This window comes from Arthrobacter sp. FW306-05-C, from assembly GCF_021801725.1.
Classification (GTDB): Bacteria; Actinomycetota; Actinomycetes; order Actinomycetales; family Micrococcaceae; genus Arthrobacter.
This window is the reverse complement of sequence record NZ_CP084556.1, coordinates 1,063,775-1,087,163: the sequence shown is the minus strand read 5'-3', so window position 1 is coordinate 1,087,163 and position 23,389 is coordinate 1,063,775. Positions and strand designations below refer to the sequence as shown.

Genomic DNA, 23,389 nt, shown 5'->3' with positions numbered 1-23,389 from the left:
CCTTCGAATACATAAAGACGAGCCCCAGCGTCTCTTCCACCATGCTAACAACCCAGAGCCCTGCATGGGCTAAAGATTACGGAGGGGCCACCTCCGCCGGACTCTCCGCCCGGTGGCGGGCGCCCTGAGCGGAGGCACCCTGACGGGAATGCTGAACCGGAACGCCCGCCGGGAGATGTGGTGGGTGGCGCGCCGGCGCTGCACGGGCGGCGGCGGGGCGGGCAGCTGCTGCGCGCCGCGGGAGAAGAACCACTGCTTGGCGAATTCCACCAGCACCAGGTACACCACCACCATGCCCAGCAGGGCCAGGAAGAACGGCACCGGCAACGGGTCGAAGCCAAGAACCCCCGCCAGGGGTGACAGCGGCAGGAACACACCAAGGGCCACCACACCCAGGGACGCGGCGATCAGCCCGTTGGACGGCCGGCTGCGCAGGAACGGAACGCGCCGGGTGCGGATGGCAAAAATGATTAGGGTCTGGGTGGCGATGGATTCGATGAACCAACCGGCCCGGAACTCTCCCGGCGCTGCGTCGAAGACGAACAACATCAGGGCGAACGTGGCGAAGTCGAACAGCGAGCTGATGGGCCCAAAGAGCAGCATGAACCGCCGGATGAACGCGATGTTCCAATGGGAGGGCGCGCGCAGCTGCTCCTTGTCCACGCGGTCGCCGGGGATGGCCAGCTGGCCCGAGTCGTAGAGCAGGTTGTTCAGCAGGATCTGGCCGGGCAGCATGGGCAGGAAACTCAGCACCACGGAGGCCACGGCGGCGCTGAACATGTTGCCGAAGTTACTGGACGTGCCCATCAGCACGTACTTGATGGTGTTGGCGAAGATCCGCCGGCCCTCCATGACGCCGTCCGCCAGGACGCCCAGATCCTTGTCCAGGAGGACGACGTCGGCCGCGTCCTTGGCAACGTCCGTTGCGGTGTCGACGGAAATGCCGATGTCCGCCTTGTGCAGTGCCAGGGCATCGTTGACGCCGTCTCCCATGAAGCCCACCGCGCCGCCGCTTTGCCGCAGGAGGGTGATGATGCGCGCCTTCTGCTCCGGCGAGACGCGGGCGAAGATGGTGGCCGTGCGCGCGGCGGCGGCAAGGTCGGCGTCGGACATCCCCTCCACCTGGGCGCCCGTAAGCGTGCCGCCGGAAATGACGTCCAGGTCCGCGCAAACCTTCTCCGCCACCTTGGCGTTGTCCCCGGTGGCCAGCTTCACTGAGATGCCCAGGGCCTCCAGCCGGTCCAGCGACTGGCGGGCGTTGGCCTTGGGACGGTCCAGAAACACCAGGAAGCCGGCCAGGGTGAGGCCGGTTTCGTCGGCCGGGGTGAGCTTTGCCAGCCCCGCGGCAGGTCGGGTGGCCACCGCCACCACCCGGGCGCCGGCGTCGAACTGTTCATCCAGCATGGCCCGCACGGCCGCCGTCGTGGGGCCGCACAGGGCCAGCACATCCTCCGGCGCGCCCTTGGTCACGAGCTGCGCGGGGCCGTCCGCCTCACGGACCAGCACTGTGGTGCGGCGGCGCTGGTGGTCGAAACCGATCAGGTCCAGGCGCTCGAACCGCCCCGGCTGGAACGCGGCTGCGCCTGGGCTCTCCCACAGCGCCGCGTCCAGCGGGTTCTGGCCCGCGGAGGAAACCCGGGCGCCGGCGTAGTCCGCCTCGGTGGCCAGCAGGCCCAAAGTGAGCAGGCCGGCGTCAGACGTTCCAGCACTGGCGGGAAGCGCGTGCGTGAAGCTGATCTTCCCTTCGGTGAGGGTGCCGGTCTTGTCCGTGACCAGAATGTCCATGTCCCCCAGGTCCTCGATGCACACCAGCCGCTTGACCAGCACCTTCCGCTTTGCCAGCTGGCGGGTGCCGGTGGCCAGGCTGGTGCTGACGACGGCGGGAAGCAGCTGGGGCGTGATGCCCACCGCGATGGCCAGGGAAAACAGCAGCGATTCCAGCAGCGGGCGGTCCAGCAGCAGGTTGGCCACGAAAATCAGCGAGGTCAGGACCACGGCAACCTGCAGCAGGAGGAAGGAGAACCGCTTAAGGCCCAACTGGAACTCGGTCTGCGGCTGCCGTTCACCCAGGCCCAGCGCGATGCGGCCGAACTCCGCGCGGCCGCCGGTGGCAACCACCACGCCACTGCAGCCGCCGGACTGGACCACTGTGCCCATGAACACGCAGGAGGCGAGGTCCGCCAGGGAGGCACCGCCCGGAACCGGTGCGGGGTCCTTGGCCGCCGGCTGGGACTCGCCCGTGAGGATGCTTTCGTCGCAGTGCAGGTTGTTGGTGGTGAGGAGGCGGAGGTCCGCCGGAATAATGGCGCCCAGGGAGAGGTGCACGACGTCGCCCGGCACCAGGGCGGTCACGTCCACTTCCCGGGTGGTTCCGCCGCGCTGGACGGCAGCCTTGTGGGTGACGCGGGAGTGCAGCGCCTCGGAGGCGCGCTCGGCCCGGTATTCGTTGGCGAAGCCCAGCCCCACACTGGCCAGCAGGATTACCCCGATAACGATGGAGTTGGTGGCATCACCCAGAAACAGGGACAGGCCGGCGGTGACGATCAGGAGGATAAGGATGGGGCTGGCGAACTGCCGGCCCAGGACCGCCCAGGCATTGGCGCGGTGCGTACGGACGGCGTTGGGGCCCAGCTGCTCCAACCGGGCGGCCGCTTCCTCCTCGGTGAGGCCGCCCGGCCCGGAGCCCAGGCGTGCCAGCGCCTCTTCCGCGGTCAAGCCCGCGGCCTCGGTGATGGGCAGCTGGAGGGGGCTGCGCTCCCGGACGTTCAGGTCTGTCATGCCGGATCCGCTTTATTCCCGGGCGGCCCGGGGCTGTAGGCCGTTCCCAGGATGTGGGCCAGGGGCGGGTTGAACCGCCCTACAGCGAAGCCGAAGCGCTGGTTGTCGCGGACGCTGAACCCAGCCGCGGTGATAGCGGCGAGGGTGTCCCGGTTGAGGTGGCAGCCGCCCATGAACCGGCCCCACAGCGGGGTCAGCGCATCTTCGGCCCTGGCCAGGAACGGGTGCTCTGAGCGGACGTGCTCGTAGTAGGCCAGCGTCCCGCCGGGCTTCAGGACGCGCTGGATCTCCGCGAGCACGGTGGCCTGGTCCTTGACGCTGCAGAGAACCAGGCTGGCCACCACTGCGTCGGCGCTGCCGGTCTCCGCGGGGATGTGCTCGGCGGCCGCAGCGACCACGGTCACCGGAACGCTGGCGTCGGCTGCCGCCTGCTGCGCCACCCGGCGCAGATAGTCATCAGGTTCCAGGGCCAGGACGTGGGTGACGCTGGAGGGGTAGAGCGGGAAGGACGATCCCGCCCCCGCTCCAATCTCGATCACGGATCCGTGCAGCCCGGCGAGGATGCGGCGGCGGTGCTCCCCTGCCCCGCGGCGGTCCAGGCCGGCCACGGCGCGGGCGAACGCGCGGGCGAACAGCGGGTGTTGCAAGCGTTCCCGCCCGTCGTTGCTCGTCACCCTGCCCCGCCAAGCCCGCCGGAAAAAAACTGCCGTCACTGCTGAAGGCTGCTTGCAGCGACTTCGAATTCCTCCACCGACACAATCTCCGTCCTGTCCGCCTCACTGCTTTCTTCGCGGATCCTCGTGGCGTCCTGCCTGCTGGCCACCATCGCTTCTTCCGTGTCCCACAAGGTGATGGAGAGGGCTTTGTCCGTGCCTGTCCCGTTCAAGTAGTAGACACCTTTGCAACCCGGGATTTGCAGCACCCTGTCCACCACATTCCCCGTGTTGTCGGGCCGCGTTTCCGGTCCGGTCCTGTAAGTGCTGATTCTGGCGAACATGGCGGCTTCCTTCCTGGTTGCTGAATCGGTTTCATTTCAGGCTGAGCACCTCGTCAATCGGCCGGCCGTTGACGTACACCTGGGCGCTGGTGGCTCCGGACGCGGCCATGGCGGTGTACTCGAGCTGCGCCTTGGCCCGCGGGATGTCGCAGACGCCGCCGAGCATGAAGTTCCCGGAGAGCCAGATGCTGATGGTGCTGCCGTTAAGCTCCCCGCCCAGATACGTCAGGTTGGACTGGTACAGCACGTTGATCAGTCCGGACATACCCACATCGCGCTTCTTGTTGGCCAGCAGGGTCTCCACGCTTGGCCGCACCTGATCCGTGAACCTAACCGGGCCCGTGGTGGTGGCCACCAGGCTGTCACCGCAGCCTATCCGTGGGCCTGACACTCCGTTGTCATCCACCGCCACGTAGTAAATCGTCAGAGGGGCGGTTTGTTCGGGCAGGCCGGTGGGTTGGGGTTCCTGGGTGGGTTGGGGCTGGGGAGCAGGCGGCGGACCGGCGGGAGCGGACGACGGCGGCGGGGCAGCCGGGCTGGTGGGCGCGGCTGACGTGCTGGGCGGGGACGTCGGGCTCGCCGTCGTGCTGCCACCCGCCGTCGTGCTTGGACTGGTGCTGGGGCTCGCGCTGCCGGTGGGGCTCGCCGATGGGGCCGCGGAGCTGCTGGTCGGGGACGGGCTGGGCGGGCCAAAGCAGCCTGTGAGGAGCATCAGGCCGCTGAGTCCGAGAACGCCGAGTGCGGTAAGCCTGGGCTTTGTCATGATGCCCCCTTGAATGTGGGCCCCGCGGTTGCGGGACCCACATTCAAGCTACGCCTGAGGGTTACGGGGAAACAGGGACTTAAGTCCGAGCACCGCCGGCTAGGGATGCACCAGCACCTTCACCGCGGTGTCCTTGTGGTTGATCAGGGTGTCAAAGCCCTGCTCCACCAGGTCCTCCAGCGCGATGCGGCCGGTAATGAACGGTTTGAGGTCCACCTTGCCCTCCTGCACCATCTTGATCACGGCCGGGTGGTCGCGGACGTAGGCGATGGTGCCGCGCAGGTCGATCTCCTTGAGCACGATCTTCTGCATGTCCACGGTGGCCGGGGCGCCCCAGATGGACACGTTGACCACCACGGCGCCGGGCCGGACGGCATCGAGCATGGTGTCCAGCACCGCGTTCACCCCGGCGCATTCGAACGCGACGTCGGCCCCCGTCCCGCCGGTCAATTCGCGCACCCGCGCCGGAACGTCCTCCTGGCTGGGATCCAGGACGTGGTCGGCCACGCCGCTGGAGGTGGCCTTCTCCTTCCGGGCCTGGGTGAGTTCGCTGATGATGGTGGTCACGCCCATGCCCTTCAGGACGGCAGCGGTCAGCAGCCCGATGGGCCCGGACCCGCCCACCAGGGCAACATCGCCTTCCTTGACGCCGCTCCGGGCCACCGCGTGGTGGGCCACGGACAGCGGCTCGATCAGGGCGGCCTCATCCAGCGGGATGCCCCCAATCGGATGTACCCAGCGCTGGTCCACCACGATCTTTTCACTCAGCCCTCCCCCGCCGCCGGAAAGCCCGATGAACCCCATCTGCCGGCACAGGTGGTAGCTGCCCGCCTGGCACATGTCGCAGTCCCCGTCCACAAAGTAGGGTTCGACGACGACGTTGTCACCCACTGCCAGCCCCTCCACACCTTCGCCGATCCCAGAGACGGTCCCGGAGAACTCGTGCCCCAGGGTCACCGGGGATTCCTCGTGGGACAGCGGGTGCGGATGCCCCGGCGCCGGACAGAAGATGGGCCCCTCCAGGTACTCGTGCAGGTCTGTTCCGCAGATGCCGCACCAGGCGACGTCGATCTTCACTGCCCCCGCCCGCAGCTCCGGCTCCGGGATGTCCTCGATCCGGATGTCCTTGCGGGCGTGGAATCGTGCTGCCTTCATGATGGTCCTCCAATTGGGTTTCGACGGGCACAACCACCGGCTCAGCGGGTGTGGTGGCTGGGCTGCAGTTCGTAGACGGGTGTTTCCAGTCCTTCCATCCGTGCCTTGAGCTGCAGCGCGAGGTAGGCGGAGTAGTGCCGGCTCTGGTGCAGGTTGCCGCCGTGGATCCAGAGGTTGGGCACGTTGGTGGGCTTCCACATATTGCGCAGTTCCCCTTCCCACGGACCAGGGTCTTTTGGCGTGTCTGACCCGTATCCCCAGCACTTGCCCACCTGATCGGCGACTTCGGGCGAGACCAGGTCGGCCAGCCATCCGTTCATGGAACCGTAGCCGGTGGCATAGACAATCAGGTCCGCCTCCAGCTCGGTGCCGTCGTCCATGACCACGGCGTTGCCCGTGATCTTGGCGACCTGCCCGGACTTGAGCTTCACCCGGCCGTCGATGATCAGCTGGGAGGCGCCTACGTCGATGTAGTAGCCGGAGCCCCGCCGCAGGTACTTCACAAACAGGCCGGATCCGTCCACGCCGAAGTCCAGGTCGAACCCTGCTGCTTCCAACTGGGAGTAGAACTCCGCATCCCGCGACGCCATCTCCTGGTACACCGGCACCTGCGCATCGGGGAGGATGCGCATGGGCAGCGAGGCGAACAGCAGGTCCGCCTTCTCCGTGGTGACGCCGGCCGCGAGCGCCCGCTCCGAGTACAGGTCCCCCAGCGCCAGGTCCATGAGGGATTCACTGCGGGCGATGTGGGTGGAGGAGCGCTGGACCATGGTGACGTCGGCGCCGTGCTCCCACAGGTCGGCGCAGATATCGTGGGCCGAATTGTTGGAGCCGATCACCACGGCCTTCTTCCCGGTCCAGTCCCCGCCGCCGGGGTGCTGGGAGGAGTGCCGCTGCTCGCCCAGGAAGGTCTCCGCGCCGTCGAACGTGGGGATGTTCGGGTAACCGGAGACGCCCAGGGCGAAGATGAGCTGCTTGGGCCGGAGCGTCACCGGTTCGCCGTTGCGAAGGACGCTGACCTCCCATTCCTGCGTGCCGTCGTCGTACGCTGCCTTGACGCACTCGGTGCCGGACCAGTAGTTCAGCTCCATGATGCGGGTGTAGTGCTCCAGCCAGTCGCCGATCTTGTCCTTGGCGGCGAAGACGGGCCAGTCATCCGGGAACTTCAGGTAGGGCAGGTGGTCGTACCAGACGGGGTCGTGCAGGTGCAGGGACTTGTAGCGGTTGCGCCAGGAGTCGCCGGGGTTCTGGTTCTTCTCGATGATGATGGTGGGCACCCCCAGCCGCTTCAGCCGGGCAGCAAGCCCAATCCCGCCCTGGCCGCCGCCGATGATTACGCAGTACGGCTGCTCCTCGTAGCCCAGCCGGGCCTCCTGCTCCTCCTTGAGCTCTTTCCAGGATTTGCGCCCGCGGACGATCTGGTGCGCCACGCCCTGCTCGCGCCGAGGGCCCTTCTTCTCCTCGAAGCCCTTGAGCTCCTGCATGGTGGTCAGCAGGGTCCAGCACCTGCCGTTCCGGAGCCGGAGGTGGCCGTAGCCGCGGGCCGCGCCCGTCTCGAACGTGATCCAGGCTTCCACGTTCTCCGCGTCACCCGTGGCGTCCTCTGAGAGCGCCCAGTTGGACGGCTGGACCCGGTATAGCGTGGCCTCGAGCATCCGGCGGATGTCCGCCTTGCCTTCCAGGGTTTTCAGGTTCCACGTGAATGCCACGAAGTCCCGCCAGTAGGTGTCGTCCTCGAAGAGTTCCAGCGCGGCGTCCACGTCGCGCCGCTGCAGCGCGTCATCCAGGCCGGATAGCCATGCCTGCGCGGCAGCGGTGGGTGTTTGGGTCATCTCCACTCCTTTGTGCTGTTCCTTGGGCTCCGCCTGCCCTGCGATATGCTGGACCGGGCGTGAGCTGCATCACTAGTGGAACTCGGCGGGGGTAACAGCGGCGTTACACGGATCCGGCAAGGGCGCCGGCTGTGAGGAGGAAACAGTGGACCACGGCCTGAGGTTTTCGGACCCGGCAACGTATGCACGGACGCTGCGCCGCGCGCATGAGCTGGTCATTTCCGGCGTCCCGCGGCCGGAGATTCCCACCAGCCTGGTCGATTCCTGGCACCGGTCCATGGCCTTGGGCATCAGCCCGGACCAGCACAGTCCGCGGCACCTGCATGAGGTGGCCGAGGTGTTGGAGCTGCGCCGGGAGCACCGGCTGCAACAGGTGATGCCCGCGCTGCACGACCTGCTGGCCGATGATTCCCGCACCGGCCGCCACCTCCTGGTGCTCACCGATGCCAGCGGCGAGATCCTCTGGCGTGTGGGCAGCCCAACCGTCCTCCGCCGGGCCGACCACCTGGAATTCCTTGAGGGCGCCGACTGGTCCGAGGCCGGTATCGGCACCAACGCCATCAGCGAGGCCTTGGTCACCGGCGGTCCGGTGCAGCTGTTCTCCGCCGAACACCTGGTCCGGACGCACCACGAGTGGGCCTGCACTGCCGCGCCCATCACGGACCCGGGCACGGGGCGGGTCCTGGGGGTACTGGACGTGTCCGGACCCTTGGACACCCTCAGCGCGGACACGCTGCGGATGGTGCGGTGCGCCGTGCGCGTGGCGGAGGCTTTGCTGGGAACGTCCGACGCCGGCACCTCCTTGGGAGCCTCGTCTTCCGTCCGTGCGCCTCGGCGGGCTGCGGCCCCCATTGTCCGGCCGGCTGCCGCCGTCGAGTCGCTGGAACTGCTCGGTGACAAGCCGGCGGCGGTGTTTGCCGATGGGAGCCGGAGTCCCCTGACGCTGCGCCGGGCGGAGATCCTGGCGCTGCTGGACTCCCGGTCGCACGGCTGGTCAGCGGAGGAGCTGGCCTACGAGCTCTATGGCGACGCCGGAACGCCCCAAGCCATCCGGACCGAAATTTTCCGGGTGCGCTCGATGCTCGGCGGGGCCGTGGAGTCGAACCCCTACCGGCTGGCTCCGGGGCTGGCCGGACGTTCCGATGCGGGGCAGGTGCTGCGGCTGCTGCGCGAAGGCCGGGTTGCCGAGGCGCTGGCGCAGTACCGCGCTCCCCTGCTCAGCCGCTCCGTCGCCCTCGCTGTCCAGCTGCTCCGGGACCAGCTGGACATGGCGGTGGGATCTGCGGTGCGGGCCAGCCAGGACGCCGGGCTGGTGGTGCGCTGGCTGTCCACGGACATGGGTTCAGCCGATCCGCTGGCCGTCGAGGCACTGGGCCGGCTGGTGGGCCGCAGCGATCCCCGGTACCTGACGTTCCACGCCCGGGCCGCGTGTTAAGCCCAGTCTTACTGCCGCCCCGGCTTGGTGGCGGCCGCGCTACTTCTTCTTGGTGACCTTGATATCGATGCTCAAGCCGTGGTTCCAACTGATGTGGATCGAAACGCTCGTGGTGCGCGCGATGGCCTGGTCCGTAACCTGCCCTTCGTCCGGCCCCGGCCCCACTTCCACGGCCAGGTCGGTGTGCACTTCCCGGAGGGCGGCCCGCACCAGCTCATTGTTCTGCGTGTGGATGCCTTCGGCGAATTTGGCAGCCGCGGCGGGATTTGCCGCAAGGGATGACATGGCGCTGATCATGGGCAGCAGGATGCGGCGGGCATCCTCGGCTCCGGCCAGTTCCTTCGCCGAAACGTGCGCTGCCCCGGTCGATGCCGCCGGCGTTTGGTGCCCTGCTTCTTCGGATTCCATGGCTTTCTTCCTTTGAACACAGCCTCCGCCACCGTGGCGGATGGTGGGTGCATTCTGGACCCGGCCCCTGCCCGGACTCAACAATCACTTATTGCAGACGGCCGATTCAGCACGACAGTTCTTGTCATGCCATTAACGCGTTGTTCATATCCTCCTCAAAGCCTGTACAGAAGCTGGAAATAGCTTGGGAGCCATGGACAACATCTCCCGTAGAACCCTCATCTCCGCCGGCCTCGGCGCCGGCCTGGTCGCCGCACTGCCGGGTGCCGCCGTCGCCGTTTCCACCGCTGACGACGCCGGCCTCCGCGCCGATCCCTTCATGCTCGGCATCGCGTCCGGCGAGCCGTGGCCGGACGGCTTCGTGCTGTGGACCCGCCTGGCCCTGAACCCGGTGGCGGAGGACGGGCTGGGCGGCATGCCGGCCCGGCCCGTGGCCGTGCAGTGGGAGGTGGCCGAGGACCAGGGCATGCGGAAGGTGGTGGCCCGCGGCGTTGAGCAGGCGCGTCCCGAGTCCGCACACTCGGTGCACGTGGAGCTGCGCGGATTGAAGGCGGGCCGCGAGTACTTCTACCGGTTCCGCGCCGGCAAGCACCTCAGCGCGGTGGGCCGCACCCTGACCAGCCCGGCACTCCATGAGACGCCCGCGGCCCTGGCCATGGCGTTCGCCAGCTGCGCGCAGTACGAGCACGGCTACTTCACCGCGTACCGGCGCCTGGCCGAGGACCACCCCGACCTGGTGCTGCACCTGGGCGACTACCTGTACGAATACAAGAAGGACAGCTACGTGATCGGCGGCGGCAACCCGCGCGACCACGAGGGCCCGGAGACCGTCACGCTGGAGACCTACCGGCAGCGGCACGCCCAGTACAAGGCCGACGCCGACCTGCAGGCTGCGCACGCAACGGCACCCTGGGCAGTGGTGTGGGATGACCACGAGGTGGACAACAACTGGGCGGACGACGTCCCGGAGAACCAGGACGCCGGCCAGCTCAACGACAGCGTGGAGCACTTCCGGCAGCGCCGGGCTGCAGCATTCCAGGCCTACTACGAGAACATGCCGCTGCGCCCGTCGTCGCTGCCGGCCGGTCCGGACATGAAGATTTACCGCAGGATCCAGTGGGGCCAGCTGGCCAACTTCCACATGATGGATACGCGGCAATACCGGGACGACCAGCTGGCCGGCGACGGCTGGAAGAAGAACGTCACCGAGCGGCTCGCGGAGGACCGCACCATCACCGGCGCGGAGCAGGAAAAGTGGCTGCTGGATGGCTTCAGGAACTCCACCCAGCGCTGGGACATCCTGGGCCAGCAGGTCTTCTTCGCCGAGCGGGACCGGAACAAGGCGCCGGAGATCGACGACGTCTCCATGGACGGCTGGGACGGCTACGCGGCCTCCCGCCGCCGCATCACCCAGGGCTGGGTGGACGCAAACGTCCGCAACGCCGTCGTGCTCACCGGTGATGTGCACCGGCACTGGGCCAACGACGTCAAGGTGGATTACAAGGACCCGGCCGCCCCAGTGGTCGGCGCGGAGCTGGTCTGCACCTCCATCACCTCCACGGGTGACGGCAGCGGCTCCACCACGGACGCCACCATGGCCTGGAACCCGCACCTGAAGTTCTACAACGACAACCGCGGCTACGTGAACACCCGCATTACCCGCGACGCGATGACGGCCGACTTCCGGGTGCTGGACCACGTCACGACGCCGGGCGCGGCGGTTTCGACCAAGGCCTCCTTCGAGATCCGCGACGGCGTTCCCGGGCTTCAGGCGCGCGCCTGACCTTTCGCGAGGCCCGGCGGGACCTTCGGCACTTTTAGTGTCGAAGGTCCCGTGGCATTTTGGCGGCTATGGCTGGACGGCTACTTTCCAGGCGGGCAGGCCGCGGAACGGGCCGCCAGAGGCGGTGGCAGTTCCTGGCGGTATCGCTCTGCGCCCAGATGATGGCTTATCTCCTGTGGCGCCCGGCCATGCTGCGGTGGGGAACCGAGGGGACGGAAGCTGTGGAGTCCCTGCCCGGCGACAACCTCCAGCCCCGCCCTGCATTCCAGAGCACCCGTGCCATCAGCATCGACGCACCGCCGGAACGCGTGTGGCCCTGGATCGTGCAGATGGGAATTTACCGGGCAGGGTTCTACACGCATGACCGGGTTGAGCGGGCCCTGTTCCACGCCCGGTACGTCGAGGGGAAGCATTCGGCGACTCGGATCCACCCGGAGCTGCAGGACCTTAAAGTGGGCGACAAGGTCCCGTACGGCGCCGGTGTTTTCGCCACCGTCTCCGAGCTTGAACCCAACAAACATCTGGTGGCGGGAGAGCAGTTCATCCTGCGGCCGCTGCCGGGTGACCGCACCCGCTTCATCATCCGGTACCGCGGCCCGGGATACCTCAGTGCCGCAGTCCGCGGCGCCGGTCCGGATGCTCCTGCGGTGACCCGGGCCCTGGCGTTCGCCCTCGAAAAGGTGCCCGGCGCGATGCTGCTGGCCCGCGCCGTCGACCTTTTCATCGGTGACCCCCTGCACCACTACATGGAGGTCGGCGTGCTCCGCGGGGTCAAGCAGCGGGCGGAGTCCTGAGGAACTCCAGGGCCTTGCCGGCCAGGACGTCGGGCCGGGGGTCGGCGATGAAGTGCCCCTCCCGCGCACCTGATCTACTACTTAGGCGGTGGCGACGTCTGCACTACTGCACCGCCTTTTGCGCGTTCACCCGGCCATAGGCCCAATACGTTCCGGTGCCTGCAACCTTGTCCGCCGTGGTTTCCAGGTCTGCCCTGATGGAGGTGTTCGAGGCCCCGGGATGCGAGCTCCACGCGAGCGCCGCCGCTCCTGAGACGATGGCCGAGGACATCGAGCTTCCGTTGCCCACGTCGTAACCCTGGGACCGGTTGTTCTGCGTGCCCAGCACGAAGGGATGGTTGGGGAAGGTGGAGTAGACATTGACGCCGGGAGCGGCGATATCCACCCAGCTGGCGCCGTACGTGGAGAACGACGCTTTGGCGTCGTTGTTGTCAGTGGCTCCCACCGCGATGACATGGGTGTACGCGCCCGGGTAGATCTTGGTCTGGTTCCCGCCGTTGCCGGCGGCCGCCACCAGCACCGCGCCCTTGTTCCAGGCGTTGTTGACCGCGGTTTCCAGTGTCCGTGATGCCCGCACACCCAGGCTCATGTTGATCACCTTGGCGCCGTTGCTGACCGCCCAGTTGATGCCGTTCGCCAGGCCGGAGCTGGAGCCGACCCCGTTGTCGTCCAGGACCTTGCCGGCCAGGATGGTGCAGCCCGGGCAGACCCCGGCCACGCCGATGGTGTTGTTGACAGTGGCCGCGACGTTGCCGGCCACGTGCGTGCCGTGCCCGTAGTAGTCCTCGGCCACGGGGTCCCCCGCTTTTGTGGCCGAGCCGCTGAAGTTGGCGCGGGCCACCACTTTGGGGGCGATGTCCGGGTTGTCGCTGGCCACCCCGGAATCCAGCACCGCGACCTTGATGCCGGTGCCGGTGGTCACGTTCCACGCTTCGACGGCGTCCACGTCCGCGTCCGGTGTGCCGGCGGGGATGGTGATGTCGCCTGCAGTGTTGGTGAATGACTGCCCGGTGTTCTGCAGCGCGTACTGGCGCGGGAAGTACTGGTCGGAGGTGAAGGCGGCCACCGGCTGGTCCGCTTCGGCGTACTCGACGGCGGGATCCCGGCTGAGCGCGTCGATGAGCCGGCCTTCGCTGCCGGCAGGCACACTGACCAGCCTGGCGCCCGTACTACCGACGTCCGCGCCGGCCTCCAGGCCGCGCCGGTGCAGGGCGCCGGCGGCAGCACCGTCGTCGTGGAACTTTACGAGGATGTGCCCGGGCTGAGTGGACGTGCCTCCCGCAGCATTGGCGGGAAGGGCAAACGGGACGGGGCCAAGCATCATCAGTGCTGCCGTGAGGCCGGCGGTGAAGAGTTTTCTCATGCGGGCCATCTTGGCCCCACATGCTCGAACCCGGTAGGGGCGGGAGCCTCGAAAGTGCTCCGTTTCCTGCCAATGACGGCTCTGGCCCACGGTCCCGGCCGAACCTACACTGGCGGGATGGAAGCGGTGGTGAGGGGTGTGCCCGTCCATTTCGTTGAACACGGCAGCGGAACGCCCGTCCTTGCGCTGCACGGCGCCGGCGTGGACCACCGGGAGATTGCCGGCGGCCTGGAACCGATGTTCGGCAACATCCCCGGGTTCCGGCGCCTGTATCCGGACCTCCCGGGGATGGGCCGTACCCCGGCTCACCGCTCGCTCAACAGCAACGACGATGTGCTGGACCTCCTGCTGCACTTCATCGACAGCACGATCGGTGATGAACCGTTCCTCATCATTGGCCAGTCGTACGGCGGGTACCTGGCGCGCGCGGTTGCCCATTTGCGGCCCCAGGCGGCCGGGCTTGCCCTGATCTGCCCGGTCGGCGCGCATGCCGGCAGCGTGCCCAAGCACCAGGTCCTGGTGTCGTCGGCCCATCCCGCCGGCCTCGACGCGGAGATCGAAGCCTCTTTCCGCAGCTATTAAGTGGTCCAGACGGACGGGACGCTGAACCGGTTCCGGCAGCTTGTGGCTCCTGCGGCATCGCTCGTCGACGAGCCGGGGTTGGCCCGTATCTTCTCGCGCTGGGAGTTGCGGGATCGTCCGGAGTCGGCAGCGCGGTATCCGCATCCCGTGCTGGTTCTGGTGGGGCGGCAGGACGCCACCGCCGGATACGCCGATGGGTGGGCACTGGCGCGGGACTACCCGCGGGGCACCTTTGCCGTGCTGGACCGCGCCGGCCACGCCCTGCTGCACGAGCAGCCCGCGCTCGTCCAGGCCTTCCTCGCCGAATGGATTGAGCGGGTGCGCGAAGACGAGGCCGTGGTGCAGGGCGTCGCCCGTTTCCCCTGGCCAGGACGACGTCGGGCACCTCGGTGAGTGCCGCCGTCGTACTTACGCAAAGCCGTTGTGCGCCGTGGTGGCCGGGGCTACGATGCTCGCGGGGAGAGGTCCTTCGTCTCAGTGACAGACAAAAATAGGGGCCCACAATGACTGACTTCTTCACCATGCAACCAGGCGAGACCGCGCCTCCGCTCCCATCAGGACCTGTCCTGTGCGCAGGGACGGCCCGATGCGGCGCATCCACCGCTTTTTCCTCTGGGCCTACGGTGAGGCCCCGGGGCTGGTGAGTTCCGTCCGTGCCGGTGACACTGCCCGGGCCGCCTATGTGGGGGAAGTGCTGGGGAACTTCGACAAGGTGCTCCACATCCACCACGAAGGCGAGGACCTGCTCATGTATCCGCAGCTGAAGGAGCGGGCGCCGGCCTGTGCGCTGCATGTGGGGCAGATGCTGGAGCAGCATCGGCAGGTGACGCAGCGGCTTGGGGCGATTGAGCCGGTGCGGCTGCGCTGGATGGACCGGGCGGATGAGGAGTCAGCGTCGGAGCTGGCCGCGCTGTATGAGGACCTGTCCCGTGTCCTCAACGTGCATCTGCGCCGCGAGGTAACTGAGATGATGCCCGTGGCGGACCGGGTGATGACCGAGAAGGAAATGAACGAGACGGGGCAGCACGGCATCCGGCAACTCGACAAGAAATTCCTGGTGGGCTACCTCGGGATGGTGCTGGCCACGAACCCGCCGGCGGACCGGAAGGAGCTGTTCAAGGAGATCCCTCCCCCGGTCCGGCTCGGCTACAAGCTGGTGGGGCGCCGGATGTACCGGAAGCAGTACGCCACCCTGTTCCCGGGGCGGCCGGTGCCGGAGACGCTTTAGCGAAGGAATATTACTCCGCTTGATGCCCATGCAGCCAGAGCAACACGGATCTAGTAAAATCTTTGGGTGCCTTCTCCAAGAAACCTCCCCTTTGGGCGCCGGCGCTTTTTGGAGTGGATAGGGGCAGCGGCCGTAACTGCCGGCCTGCCCAGCATGATTGCCCGTGCAACTGATCCGTTCCCCGCCGCCGCACCTGCCCCCGAGCCTTCCCCTGCCTACGCGAACTCCCGCTTCGTGAGCAGCAGCGGTAATGACGCCAGCCCGGGCACCCAGGACGCGCCCTGGCAATCGCTCGCGCGCGTTCGGTCGGCGCTTGAGGCCGGCGAAGTGGGCCGCGGCGACGCGGTCCTGCTCCGGCGCGGCGACGTGTTCCCGGGCTCGCTCCAAATGCCTGCCGTGAAAGGTCCCGCCGGGGTCTTCACGCTCAGCTCATACGGCACCGGGGCGCTGCCGCAGATCAACGGCTACAAGGTGAGCAGCGACGCCTGGACGCTGCACAGCCCCCAGGTGTGGAAGCTCAACCTGCGGCCAGGGTCCGGGCAGTTCAGCGGCAACACTGACGGAGCCTCCACCAACGTCGGCTTCCTGAAGGCCGGCGGTGAGATCCGCGGCTGGAAACGGTGGAGCCTGTCCGGGTTGGTGCAGGACTGGGACTTCTACAGCGACGACACCTTCGTGTACGTGAAGCTACCGGCATCTCCGGGTGCCGGGGTGGAGATCGCTGTCAAGCAGGAGGGGTTGCGGCCGGCCTCCAACACCGTCACCTCCGGGGTACACATCCTTGGCCACGGCGGCCACGGCGTCAGGACTTACGGCATCCAGGACGCAGAGATCAGCGGCTGCCTGATTGAGGAAATCGGCGGGTCGCGGCTCAAGGACACAACGCGTTACGGGAATGGCGTTGAGGTCTGGATTGGCTGCTCGAACGTGCTGGTCCAGGGCAACACCATCCGGCAGACGTACGACACGGCCACCACGATGCAGGGCAATATCGAGGGGCCCAGGGTTGCCTGGACGGACTGCCGGTTTGTGGGCAACACCATTGAGAACTGCAACCAGAGCTTTGAGATCTGGTCCCACGGAACGCCGGCTGCGGGCACCGGACACATCCGGTGCGCCTTCACCGACAACCAGTGCCGCGACGCCGGGTACTCCTGGGCGGCCAATATCCGTCCGGACCAGGCGGGGATGGGCACCCACCTGCTGACCTACGACGTGCAGCTGCCCTGCGACGTCGAGATCGCCCGGAACCAGTTCATCGGCGCCAAGGACAACTTCGTGCGCTCCAGCGGCAGCGGCCGGCAGATCCCGGCGGGCATCAGGATTCACGGCAACACCATTGCGCTGGCCAGCGGCCAGAAGATTGCGTACCAGAACCCTGAAACCATCGAGCAGCTCGATGCGTGGCGCTCGCGCACCGGCAACAGCCAGTCCTGACACCCGCCGGTACCCATTGAAGACGCGGCAGGCTCAGGGCGCTGTGCACCCCACTGCCTTGCAGGCGTTCACCCGGCCGTGGGCCCAGTAGGAACCGGTGCCGGAGATGGGATCGGCCGTGGATTCCACCTTGGTGCGCACGGATGCATTGGACGTGCCCGACGGCGTACTCCACACGAGTGCGGCAGTGGCGGCAACGATGGGCGAGGCCATGGAAGTGCCGCTGAGGATGTCATAGCCGGGTGACAGGTTGTTCTGCGTGCCCAGGACCGACGCATAGTTCGGCAGGGTGGAGTAGACCCTGACCCCCGGGGCGGCGACATCCACCCACCTGCCGTAGGTGGAGAAGGATGCCTTGGTGTCGTTGTTGTCAGTTGCTGCCACGGCGATGACGTTCGCATATGCACCTGGGTAGACCTGCGCCTGGGTACCGGCGTTGCCAGCCGCGGCGACGATCACCACGCCTTGGTTCCAGGCGTTGTTGACGGCAGCTTCGAGGGTTCGTGATGACACCTTCTGTCCAAGGCTCATGTTGATGACCTTGGCGCCCTTGCCGACAGCCCAGTCGATGCCCTTGGCAATGCCCGAGGAGGAGCCGGAGCCGCTGCTGTTCAGGACCTTGGCATCGAGGATGGAGCAGTCGGGGCATACACCTGCCACCCCAAGGGAGTTGTCCGCGGTGGCGGCCACGATGCCGGCTACGTGGGTGCCATGGCCGTACTGGTCGTAGTCCTCCGGGGTGAGGATTTGGGTGTCACTGAAGTTTGCCCGGTCCACCACCTTGGACGAGATGTCCTCGTGGTTGATGGCCACGCCTGAATCGACGATGGCAACCCTGACACCGGCCCCCTTGGTGACGGCCCATGCTTCAACCGCATCCACATCCGCATCGTTCTTGCCAGCGGGCACCGTTACCGTGCCGGCGGTGTTCGTAAAGGACTGCCCCACGTTCTGGAGCGCGTACTGGCGGTCAAAGTACGGGTCTGCTGTAGTGGCGGTGACCAATTCGTCCGGTTCGGCGTATTCGACGGCGGGGTTGCGGCTTAGTGCGGCGACGAGTTGGAGTTCCCTGCCGGCCGGGACCTTGATGAGGTGCGCGCCGGTGCTGCCGATCGGCGGGCCGTCGCTCAGCCCATGCTGGCCGAGCACCCCGGCCGCCGCGCTGTTGTCCCGGAATTTGACCATGATTTGTCCTGCTATGGGCGAGGACGGCACGGACACGTTGCCGGGAACGGCAGCGTTGCCCGGAACGGCGATCGTGATGGCGCTGAGCACCATCACGATCGCTGCGAGACCGGCTATGAGTACTTTTTTCATGCCGTCATCATGCGCCCCATGCGTAACAGCTGCATAGGGGGCAGCCCAAGACGGCTACTGCTGCGCCTTAGAGGCAGACGGGCTGGTAGGCCGGGTCCGCCGGGCCGGACGGCTGGGCCAGGGCGTTGCCCACGAGCTGGTGCACCACGGGATCGTTGGGCGTCTGGTCGTGCTCGATCACGTCCGCCGGGCACTTGTCCTGGATGGTGATGTTGGTGACCTGCCGCGTGGAGCCGTTCAGGAACTGGCTGTTGTACGGGATCACCACCTCGTCGTGGATGGTGGAGATGACGGTGTAGGCGGGGCCGGCAACCGTATCGCCGATGGAGTTCAGCTCCTGCATGAACGGCGATCCCGCCTGCTGGTCTGCACAAGCGGCACAGCCGGCGGCGGTGTAGTCCGGCGTGGGCACCAGATCCGGAGGCGGAAGGATCACGCCCTCAGTGCCGTGGTTGGATGGGGCGATGCCGACGAGTTGATGGACGTACTTCGCCCCGCCCAGGAAGCCCATGTAGTACCGGGGCATCATGCCGCCCTGGCTGTGGCCCACCAGGTCCACCTGCTTGGCACCCGTGGCGGAGCGGACGGCGTCCACGAACGGTGCAAGTTCCTTGGCGGAATCTTTGACGGGAGCCGTGGCGTAGACGCCGTTGGTCTGGCCATAGTTCAGGGCGAAGACGCAGTACCCCTGGCTCTTGAGGTACGGCGACATGGTGGACCAGTTCTTCTCCATGCTCTCGAACGTGCCCGGCACCAGGACCACGGGATACGGATGTGCTGCTGACGGTTTACAGGACCAGTCGTTGGCTCCCGGCGGCGAGACGTCAACGGCATGGGCGGGAGCGGTTACCAGGGACGTGGCGAGGAGTGTACCGGCCGCGATGGAAAGGGCCCGGGTAAGGAGTGACATGGAAACCTCTTTGTTCGTCTGTCTTCGGGGACGGCCGGAGCTGATGTTTTTGGGGGTGTCCATCAGTTCCGGCCCGGGTTTTCCATGCTGGCAGCGCTGCGGCTCCTCTGCAGCGGAAGTGCACGAACGTGCGGCGGAAAAGGTGTGGTGCTGCAGCGGCTGTCACGACTCGTTTGTGACTCGGAACACAGCGTTGTTACTGGTGAGTAGGTAGTTTGGGTAAGGCCCTGCGTTGGTCACCCTCCCACAGGCGCTTTGCACAAACGTGCACGCCGCGGCCGACCGGACGATACCTCAACCGCGAGGCAGGAGAGCTTGGCACCGGCGAAGTCGCCGGATCAGCGCGAAAGCGCCGGAACGTTCCGGCGAGCCGGTACCGTTCCGGCGATTCGAGTCCCGGCGAAGCCACCTTGAGGTGTGAGAGGCAAGCCCGGAATCAAGCCGTAGTTTCCGCGGCGTGACCATCCGACGGCGCTGCTGGCGTTGCGGGTGATGGGTCCTTTTCCTTGAACCGGCTCAGGTAGCCGGACCTGGACCCGTGGACGTGGGCTGCCATCCCCTGCTCGGCAGCCTCCGCGTTCCCGGCATCGATCGCTGCCATGATGCCCCGGTGCTCGGCCCAGGACCGGATGCCGCGGGAGTCCACATCGGAGGCGTAGAGCCACTCGATCTTGCCCGAAATCTGGCGCAGCAGCGCCGTGAGGGACGCGCTCCGGCTCAGTTCAGCGACCCCCAGATGAAAACGGATGTTCAGCTCGGGCAGCAGCTCAACCTGCCCGTTTGCCACCGCCCGATCGCCCTCGTCCAGGATCGCGGCCAGTGCGCGCCGCGTCTCCCACCATTGGGTATCCGGGCCGCCCGCGGAGAACTGGGCGGCCGCCCGCCGGGCCGCCCGGCGGGCGGTGGCAGCTTCCAGGGCCTCGCGCACCGCGAAGAGGTCGTCGGCGTCGTCCACCGGTATCTCTGACACCGTGGACCCGGCGAAGGGCTTCGACTCAACGAAGCCCTCCACCTCAAGGGCCCGCAGCGCTTCCCGCACCGGAACCCGGGAAATCCCGTATTTCGCGGCCAGGGAGGACTCGGTGATCCGTGTCCCGGCCGGGAGCTTCCCGAAGATGATGTCCCGCCGGATTTTATCCTGGACGCGGGCCCGTGGGGTGGGATCACCGCTAGCTAGCGAAGGCTGCACCGGGTATCGCTCCAAGTAGTTCCCTGGTGTAGTCGGCCGAGGGTGCCATGAAGACCTGCTCCACGCTGCCGGTTTCCACCACTTTTCCTGTTTTCATGACCACCACGTTGTGCGCGATCTGGCGGACAACGGCCAGGTCGTGCGTGATGAAGAGGTAGGTCAGGCCCAGCCTATCCTGCAGGTCCCCCAGCAAAGTGAGAATCTGCTCCTGGACCAGCACATCCAGGGCTGAGACGGCCTCGTCCAGGATCAGCAGTTCCGGTTCCAGCGCCAGGGCCCGGGCGATGGCCACCCGCTGGCGCTGCCCGCCCGACAGTTCGTGCGGCCGGCGCTGCGCCACGATGCGCGGCAGCGCCACCTGGTCCAGGAGTTCGGCAACCCGTTCACGCCTGCTCTCACGCGTCCCTACCTTGAAGATCCGCAGGGGCTCGTCGATCAGCCGCTCAATGCTGAAGGTCGGGTCCAGGGATCCGTACGGGTCCTGGAAGACGGGCTGCGCGATGCGGCGCAGGGCACGGCGCGTCTGGGGATTGCTGGTGGCGATGCTCTCCCCCTTGATCAATGCCGACCCGGAAGTGGGTGTCTCCAGGCCCAGGATGATCCGGGCAACCGTTGACTTCCCGGATCCGGATTCACCGACCACCGCCGTGGTGGTTCCCCTGTGCACGTCGAAGGAGACGTCGTCCACGGCCTGGATCCTGCGCCCGCCCTGGCCACGGAGCTTGAATTCCTTGGCCAGGTTCCTGACCGACAGCACGGGAGCCGGCCGGTCCTCTTCAGCAACTATTGGACCGGAAGCGGCGTCGGCGGAAAGGCTGGCCGACGGCGCCGCGGCCACCAGGCGCCGAGTGTAGTCCTCCTGCGGATTCAGCAGCACCTCCCATGGCGTGCCGGTCTCCACAATCCGCCCCTCGGCCATGACGATGATCCGGTCCGTGCGGTCCCCCGCGAGCCCCAGGTCATGGGTGACGAACAGCAGCGAGGTGCCCCGCGCATCCACCAGCGTCTGGAGGTGGTTCAGGATCTGCCGCTGGACAGTGACATCCAGGGCCGACGTCGGCTCATCCGCGATCAGCAGGTCCGGCTCCCCCGCAAGGGAGATGGCGATCAGGACGCGCTGCCGCATGCCGCCGGAGAACTCGTGCGGGTACTGGTTGTACCGGCGTTCGGCGTCCCGAATGCCGGCTTCCGTCATGAGCTCAACGGCGCGCTGCTTGATGGCATCCCGGCCACGCATGCCGTTGCTGGCCAGCGCGTCGGCAATCTGCGCGCCCACCTTCATGGAAGGATTGAGGTTGGACATCGGATCCTGCGGGACCAGGCCGATCTTCTTGCCCCTGATGCCACGCAGCTCTTTTTGGCTGGCATCCGCCAGGTCTGCCCCGTCGAGCAGGATGGATCTGTGGGTGATCCGGCCGGAGCCGGACAGCAGGCCCAGGATGGCGCCCACCACGGTGGACTTGCCCGATCCCGACTGGCCCACGATCGCCACCCGCTCGCCCTTCTTCAGGTCGAACGAGACTTTGTCCAGGACCGGGGTGCCGCCGTAGCTGACCTCAAGTTCGCGGACCGACAGCAGGATGTTTCCGTCGTTCCTAGCGTCCTGCTGCATAGCCCTGCGCTCCCCTCGGGTTGGCGGCGGCCTTGAGGACACCGGTTTCGGGGTCACTGACCACCGATGACAGGCGGCCGAGCGCCCAGTCCCCGGCCCGGGTCACCACGTGGCCTCGCTCTTCCAGTTCAGCGATCACGTCCTCGCCCAGGCGGTCTTCAACAACCGCGCCGCCCGGCGTCCAGGTGCGGGGCCAGAAGGATCCGGGAATGGAGGTGGTGTGGAGCGAGGGTGCGTCAACGGCCTGCTGGGGCTCGTAGCCGCCCACGATGGTGCGCAGCAGGTACAGCAGTTGCCATTGGTCCTGCTGGTCGCCGCCCGGGGAACCGAGGGCGGTCACCGCTTTGCCGTCCTTCAGCACCAGCGTGGGCGTCAAGGTGGTCCGGGGGCGCTTGCCGGGGGTGAGCGTGGACGGCGCGCCGTCCTCCAGCCAGGTCATCTGCAGCCTGGAACCGAGGCAGAAGCCGAGTTCGGGAATGGCCGGGGAGGACTGGAGCCAGCCGCCGGAGGGCGTTGCGGAAACCATGTTTCCCCATTGGTCCACGACGTCGATGTGGCAGGTATCCCCGCGGGTTTCCCCCGTGGGCATGACGGTGGGTTCGCCCACGCCGGCAAAGGCAAGCTGGCCGTTTTCCGCGAGCGACGGCGGGAGGTACTCCGTGCGCAGCGGCGGAACGAAGGGGTCGTGGCCGGGGACGTTGCCGGGCCGGAATTCGTGCGAGGCCTTTTCGCCGATCAGCTTCCGGCGCTCCGCTGCGTACTCGGGGCTGAGCAGGTAATCCATCGGCACCTCGGCGTCGCCGTAGTAGGCCTCGCGGTCCGCGATGGCGAGCTTCTGCGCCTCAAGAATGGTGTGCGCGCCGATGGCCGTGGACGGGTCCAGCCGCTCGTCGTCGAACCCTTCAAGGATGGCGAGGGTCTGCAGCAGTGCCGGCCCCTGCCCCCAGGGCCCGGTCTTGGCGATGGTGTGGCCGCGGAACTCGATGGTGGTGGCGGGTTCGTAGCCGGCCGAGAATCCGGCGAAGTCAGCTTCGGTCATGACGCCAGCATGATCGGCGCCGGACGAGTGGCGGTGGGGCGTGGCGAGGAATTTGACCGCTGCCTTGGCCACAAATCCCTCGCCCCATTCCCGGCGGGCGGCGTCGATGCGTGCTTCCCGCGACGCTGCCGCGTCCGTTTCTCCGGCGGCGACGAGCCGGTCCAGGACGCTCGCGTACGCCGGGTTCTTGATGATGTGTCCGGCGGCGGGAATCTTCCCCTCCGGCATCCAGAGGGCGGCCGACGTCGGCCAGTGCTCGGTGAAGAGGTCGGCGACGGTTTCGATGGTGGTCCCCACGCGGCCCACAATCGGGTGCCCGTTGCGGGCATAGCCGATGGCGAAGGCCAGCACGTCCGCCAGATCCCAGGTGCCGTGGTCACGGAGGAGCAGCAGCCAGGCGTCGACGGCGGCCGGCACCGCGGCGGCGAGCGCGCCGGCGCCGGGCACCAGTTCCAGCCCTTCGGCCAGGTAGTGCTCGCGGGTCGCGGCGGCCGGGGCAGGGCCCTGTCCCATGAGCACAACCGGTTCGGACGGGTTCTCCGCCGTGACGAACACGCCGGTCATGTCCCCGCCGGGGCCGTTCAGGTGGGGTTCGACGACGTGCAGGACGAAGGCGCCGGCGACGGCGGCGTCGAAGGCGTTACCGCCGCGTTCCAGCACGGCCTGCGCGGAGGCGGTGGCGAGCCAGTGGGTGGAGGCGGTCATGCCGAAGGTGCCCTGGAGGGTGGGGCGGGTGGTGAAGCTGTCTGCAGGGGTGTAAGTCATGG

Annotated in this window: 21 protein-coding genes; 8 read left to right on the top strand and 13 right to left on the bottom strand. The window is 67.4% G+C overall.

The annotated features are described in order from the left end of the window. Window positions 1-69 precede the first annotated feature (69 nt). Genes mgtA through LFT44_RS05080 form a run of 4 tightly spaced genes read right to left on the bottom strand, consistent with a single transcriptional unit; the run spans window position 70 to window position 4,187 of the window. A complete protein-coding gene (gene mgtA, locus LFT44_RS05095) occupies window positions 70-2,778 on the bottom strand; it encodes a magnesium-translocating P-type ATPase (protein WP_236801436.1) in 2,709 nt (902 codons plus the stop codon). Continuing rightward, the gene (locus LFT44_RS05090; RefSeq protein ID WP_236801435.1) at window positions 2,775-3,491 is read right to left on the bottom strand and encodes a class I SAM-dependent methyltransferase; all 717 of its coding nucleotides are present in this window, start codon (window positions 3,489-3,491) and stop codon (window positions 2,775-2,777) included. Before LFT44_RS05090 ends, mgtA begins: the two co-directional genes overlap by 4 nt. Further along, window positions 3,488-3,775 (bottom strand): hypothetical protein, encoded by a 288-nt coding sequence (locus tag LFT44_RS05085; protein WP_236801434.1) that lies wholly within the window; start codon window positions 3,773-3,775, stop codon window positions 3,488-3,490. The genes LFT44_RS05090 and LFT44_RS05085 overlap by 4 nt, the downstream gene beginning before the upstream one ends. A gap of 31 nt (window positions 3,776-3,806) precedes the next feature. Then, window positions 3,807-4,187 carry a hypothetical protein gene (locus LFT44_RS05080; RefSeq protein WP_236801433.1) on the bottom strand — a complete coding sequence of 127 codons (381 nt, stop codon included), beginning with the start codon at window positions 4,185-4,187 and terminating at the stop codon, window positions 3,807-3,809. Between the two features lie 40 nt (window positions 4,188-4,227). Here LFT44_RS05080 and LFT44_RS05075 point away from each other — a divergent pair, with 40 nt between their 5' ends. Further along, entirely contained in the window at window positions 4,228-4,551 is a 324-nt protein-coding gene (locus LFT44_RS05075) for a hypothetical protein (RefSeq protein ID WP_236801432.1), read from the top strand. An 86-nt stretch (window positions 4,552-4,637) separates the two neighbouring features. On the opposite strand, the gene LFT44_RS05070 is transcribed toward LFT44_RS05075, so the two are convergent. Further along, window positions 4,638-5,693 (bottom strand): 2,3-butanediol dehydrogenase, encoded by a 1,056-nt coding sequence (locus tag LFT44_RS05070; protein ID WP_236801430.1) that lies wholly within the window; start codon window positions 5,691-5,693, stop codon window positions 4,638-4,640. A 41-nt stretch (window positions 5,694-5,734) separates the two neighbouring features. Beyond that, window positions 5,735-7,525, bottom strand: coding sequence for an NAD(P)/FAD-dependent oxidoreductase (locus tag LFT44_RS05065; protein ID WP_236801429.1), 1,791 nt, complete (start codon window positions 7,523-7,525; stop codon window positions 5,735-5,737). Between the two features lie 145 nt (window positions 7,526-7,670). On the opposite strand from LFT44_RS05065, the gene LFT44_RS05060 reads away from it, so the two are divergent. Further along, a complete protein-coding gene (locus LFT44_RS05060; protein ID WP_236801428.1) occupies window positions 7,671-8,960 on the top strand; it encodes a GAF domain-containing protein in 1,290 nt (429 codons plus the stop codon). Window positions 8,961-8,999: 39 nt separating this feature from the next. Here the strand turns inward: LFT44_RS05060 and LFT44_RS05055 are convergent, their stop codons facing one another. Continuing rightward, window positions 9,000-9,368 (bottom strand): hypothetical protein, encoded by a 369-nt coding sequence (locus tag LFT44_RS05055; RefSeq protein WP_236801427.1) that lies wholly within the window; start codon window positions 9,366-9,368, stop codon window positions 9,000-9,002. Between the two features lie 193 nt (window positions 9,369-9,561). Between LFT44_RS05055 and LFT44_RS05050 the strand changes: the two genes are divergently transcribed. Beyond that, entirely contained in the window at window positions 9,562-11,151 is a 1,590-nt protein-coding gene (locus tag LFT44_RS05050; RefSeq protein ID WP_236801426.1) for an alkaline phosphatase D family protein, read from the top strand. Between the two features lie 68 nt (window positions 11,152-11,219). After that, a complete protein-coding gene (locus LFT44_RS05045) occupies window positions 11,220-11,945 on the top strand; it encodes a hypothetical protein (RefSeq protein ID WP_236801425.1) in 726 nt (241 codons plus the stop codon). Window positions 11,946-12,048: 103 nt separating this feature from the next. Here the strand turns inward: LFT44_RS05045 and LFT44_RS05040 are convergent, their stop codons facing one another. After that, window positions 12,049-13,308: a S8 family peptidase gene (locus tag LFT44_RS05040; RefSeq protein ID WP_236801422.1), complete on the bottom strand. Its 1,260-nt coding sequence runs from the start codon at window positions 13,306-13,308 to the stop codon at window positions 12,049-12,051. Between the two features lie 117 nt (window positions 13,309-13,425). Between LFT44_RS05040 and LFT44_RS05035 the strand changes: the two genes are divergently transcribed. The 4 genes from LFT44_RS05035 (at window position 13,426) to LFT44_RS05020 (ending at window position 16,555) form a co-directional block, all read left to right on the top strand. Further along, window positions 13,426-13,890, top strand: a complete 465-nt coding sequence (locus tag LFT44_RS05035) for an alpha/beta fold hydrolase (RefSeq protein WP_236801421.1) — start codon at window positions 13,426-13,428, stop codon at window positions 13,888-13,890. Then, window positions 13,891-14,283 (top strand): alpha/beta fold hydrolase, encoded by a 393-nt coding sequence (locus LFT44_RS05030; RefSeq protein WP_236801420.1) that lies wholly within the window; start codon window positions 13,891-13,893, stop codon window positions 14,281-14,283. It abuts the gene before it with no gap. Between the two features lie 193 nt (window positions 14,284-14,476). Continuing rightward, window positions 14,477-15,118: a hemerythrin domain-containing protein gene (locus LFT44_RS05025; RefSeq protein WP_236801419.1), complete on the top strand. Its 642-nt coding sequence runs from the start codon at window positions 14,477-14,479 to the stop codon at window positions 15,116-15,118. A 153-nt stretch (window positions 15,119-15,271) separates the two neighbouring features. Next, window positions 15,272-16,555, top strand: coding sequence for a right-handed parallel beta-helix repeat-containing protein (locus tag LFT44_RS05020; RefSeq protein ID WP_236801418.1), 1,284 nt, complete (start codon window positions 15,272-15,274; stop codon window positions 16,553-16,555). A 33-nt stretch (window positions 16,556-16,588) separates the two neighbouring features. On the opposite strand, the gene LFT44_RS05015 is transcribed toward LFT44_RS05020, so the two are convergent. The 5 genes from LFT44_RS05015 to LFT44_RS04995 all read right to left on the bottom strand — a co-directional run bounded on the left by LFT44_RS05015 (window position 16,589) and on the right by LFT44_RS04995 (window position 23,387). Next, the gene (locus LFT44_RS05015) at window positions 16,589-17,872 is read right to left on the bottom strand and encodes a S8 family serine peptidase (protein WP_236801417.1); all 1,284 of its coding nucleotides are present in this window, start codon (window positions 17,870-17,872) and stop codon (window positions 16,589-16,591) included. 67 nt (window positions 17,873-17,939) lie between these two features. Further along, window positions 17,940-18,782: an esterase/lipase family protein gene (locus LFT44_RS05010; protein WP_236801416.1), complete on the bottom strand. Its 843-nt coding sequence runs from the start codon at window positions 18,780-18,782 to the stop codon at window positions 17,940-17,942. Between the two features lie 436 nt (window positions 18,783-19,218). Further along, window positions 19,219-19,971 (bottom strand): GntR family transcriptional regulator, encoded by a 753-nt coding sequence (locus LFT44_RS05005; RefSeq protein ID WP_236801414.1) that lies wholly within the window; start codon window positions 19,969-19,971, stop codon window positions 19,219-19,221. Continuing rightward, a complete protein-coding gene (locus tag LFT44_RS05000) occupies window positions 19,952-21,583 on the bottom strand; it encodes a dipeptide ABC transporter ATP-binding protein (protein ID WP_236801413.1) in 1,632 nt (543 codons plus the stop codon). Before LFT44_RS05000 ends, LFT44_RS05005 begins: the two co-directional genes overlap by 20 nt. Further along, on the bottom strand, window positions 21,567-23,387 hold the full coding sequence (locus LFT44_RS04995) for a gamma-glutamyltransferase family protein (protein ID WP_236801412.1): 1,821 nt from the start codon (window positions 23,385-23,387) through the stop codon (window positions 21,567-21,569). Before LFT44_RS04995 ends, LFT44_RS05000 begins: the two co-directional genes overlap by 17 nt. Between the last annotated feature and the right edge of the window lie 2 nt (window positions 23,388-23,389).

Coding starts and splice junctions, on each gene's coding strand:
- mgtA (WP_236801436.1), bottom strand. CDS start 2,778: ATGACAGACCTGAACGTCCGGGAGCGCAGCCCCCTCCAGCTGCCCATC.
- LFT44_RS05085 (WP_236801434.1), bottom strand. CDS start 3,775: ATGTTCGCCAGAATCAGCACTTACAGGACCGGACCGGAAACGCGGCCC.
- LFT44_RS05070 (WP_236801430.1), bottom strand. CDS start 5,693: ATGAAGGCAGCACGATTCCACGCCCGCAAGGACATCCGGATCGAGGAC.
- LFT44_RS05065 (WP_236801429.1), bottom strand. CDS start 7,525: ATGACCCAAACACCCACCGCTGCCGCGCAGGCATGGCTATCCGGCCTG.
- LFT44_RS05055 (WP_236801427.1), bottom strand. CDS start 9,368: ATGGAATCCGAAGAAGCAGGGCACCAAACGCCGGCGGCATCGACCGGG.
- LFT44_RS05050 (WP_236801426.1), top strand. CDS start 9,562: ATGGACAACATCTCCCGTAGAACCCTCATCTCCGCCGGCCTCGGCGCC.
- LFT44_RS05045 (WP_236801425.1), top strand. CDS start 11,220: ATGGCTGGACGGCTACTTTCCAGGCGGGCAGGCCGCGGAACGGGCCGC.
- LFT44_RS05040 (WP_236801422.1), bottom strand. CDS start 13,308: ATGAGAAAACTCTTCACCGCCGGCCTCACGGCAGCACTGATGATGCTT.
- LFT44_RS05035 (WP_236801421.1), top strand. CDS start 13,426: ATGGAAGCGGTGGTGAGGGGTGTGCCCGTCCATTTCGTTGAACACGGC.
- LFT44_RS05025 (WP_236801419.1), top strand. CDS start 14,477: ATGCGGCGCATCCACCGCTTTTTCCTCTGGGCCTACGGTGAGGCCCCG.
- LFT44_RS05020 (WP_236801418.1), top strand. CDS start 15,272: ATGATTGCCCGTGCAACTGATCCGTTCCCCGCCGCCGCACCTGCCCCC.
- LFT44_RS05015 (WP_236801417.1), bottom strand. CDS start 17,872: ATGAAAAAAGTACTCATAGCCGGTCTCGCAGCGATCGTGATGGTGCTC.
- LFT44_RS05010 (WP_236801416.1), bottom strand. CDS start 18,782: ATGTCACTCCTTACCCGGGCCCTTTCCATCGCGGCCGGTACACTCCTC.
- LFT44_RS05000 (WP_236801413.1), bottom strand. CDS start 21,583: ATGCAGCAGGACGCTAGGAACGACGGAAACATCCTGCTGTCGGTCCGC.
- LFT44_RS04995 (WP_236801412.1), bottom strand. CDS start 23,387: ATGACTTACACCCCTGCAGACAGCTTCACCACCCGCCCCACCCTCCAG.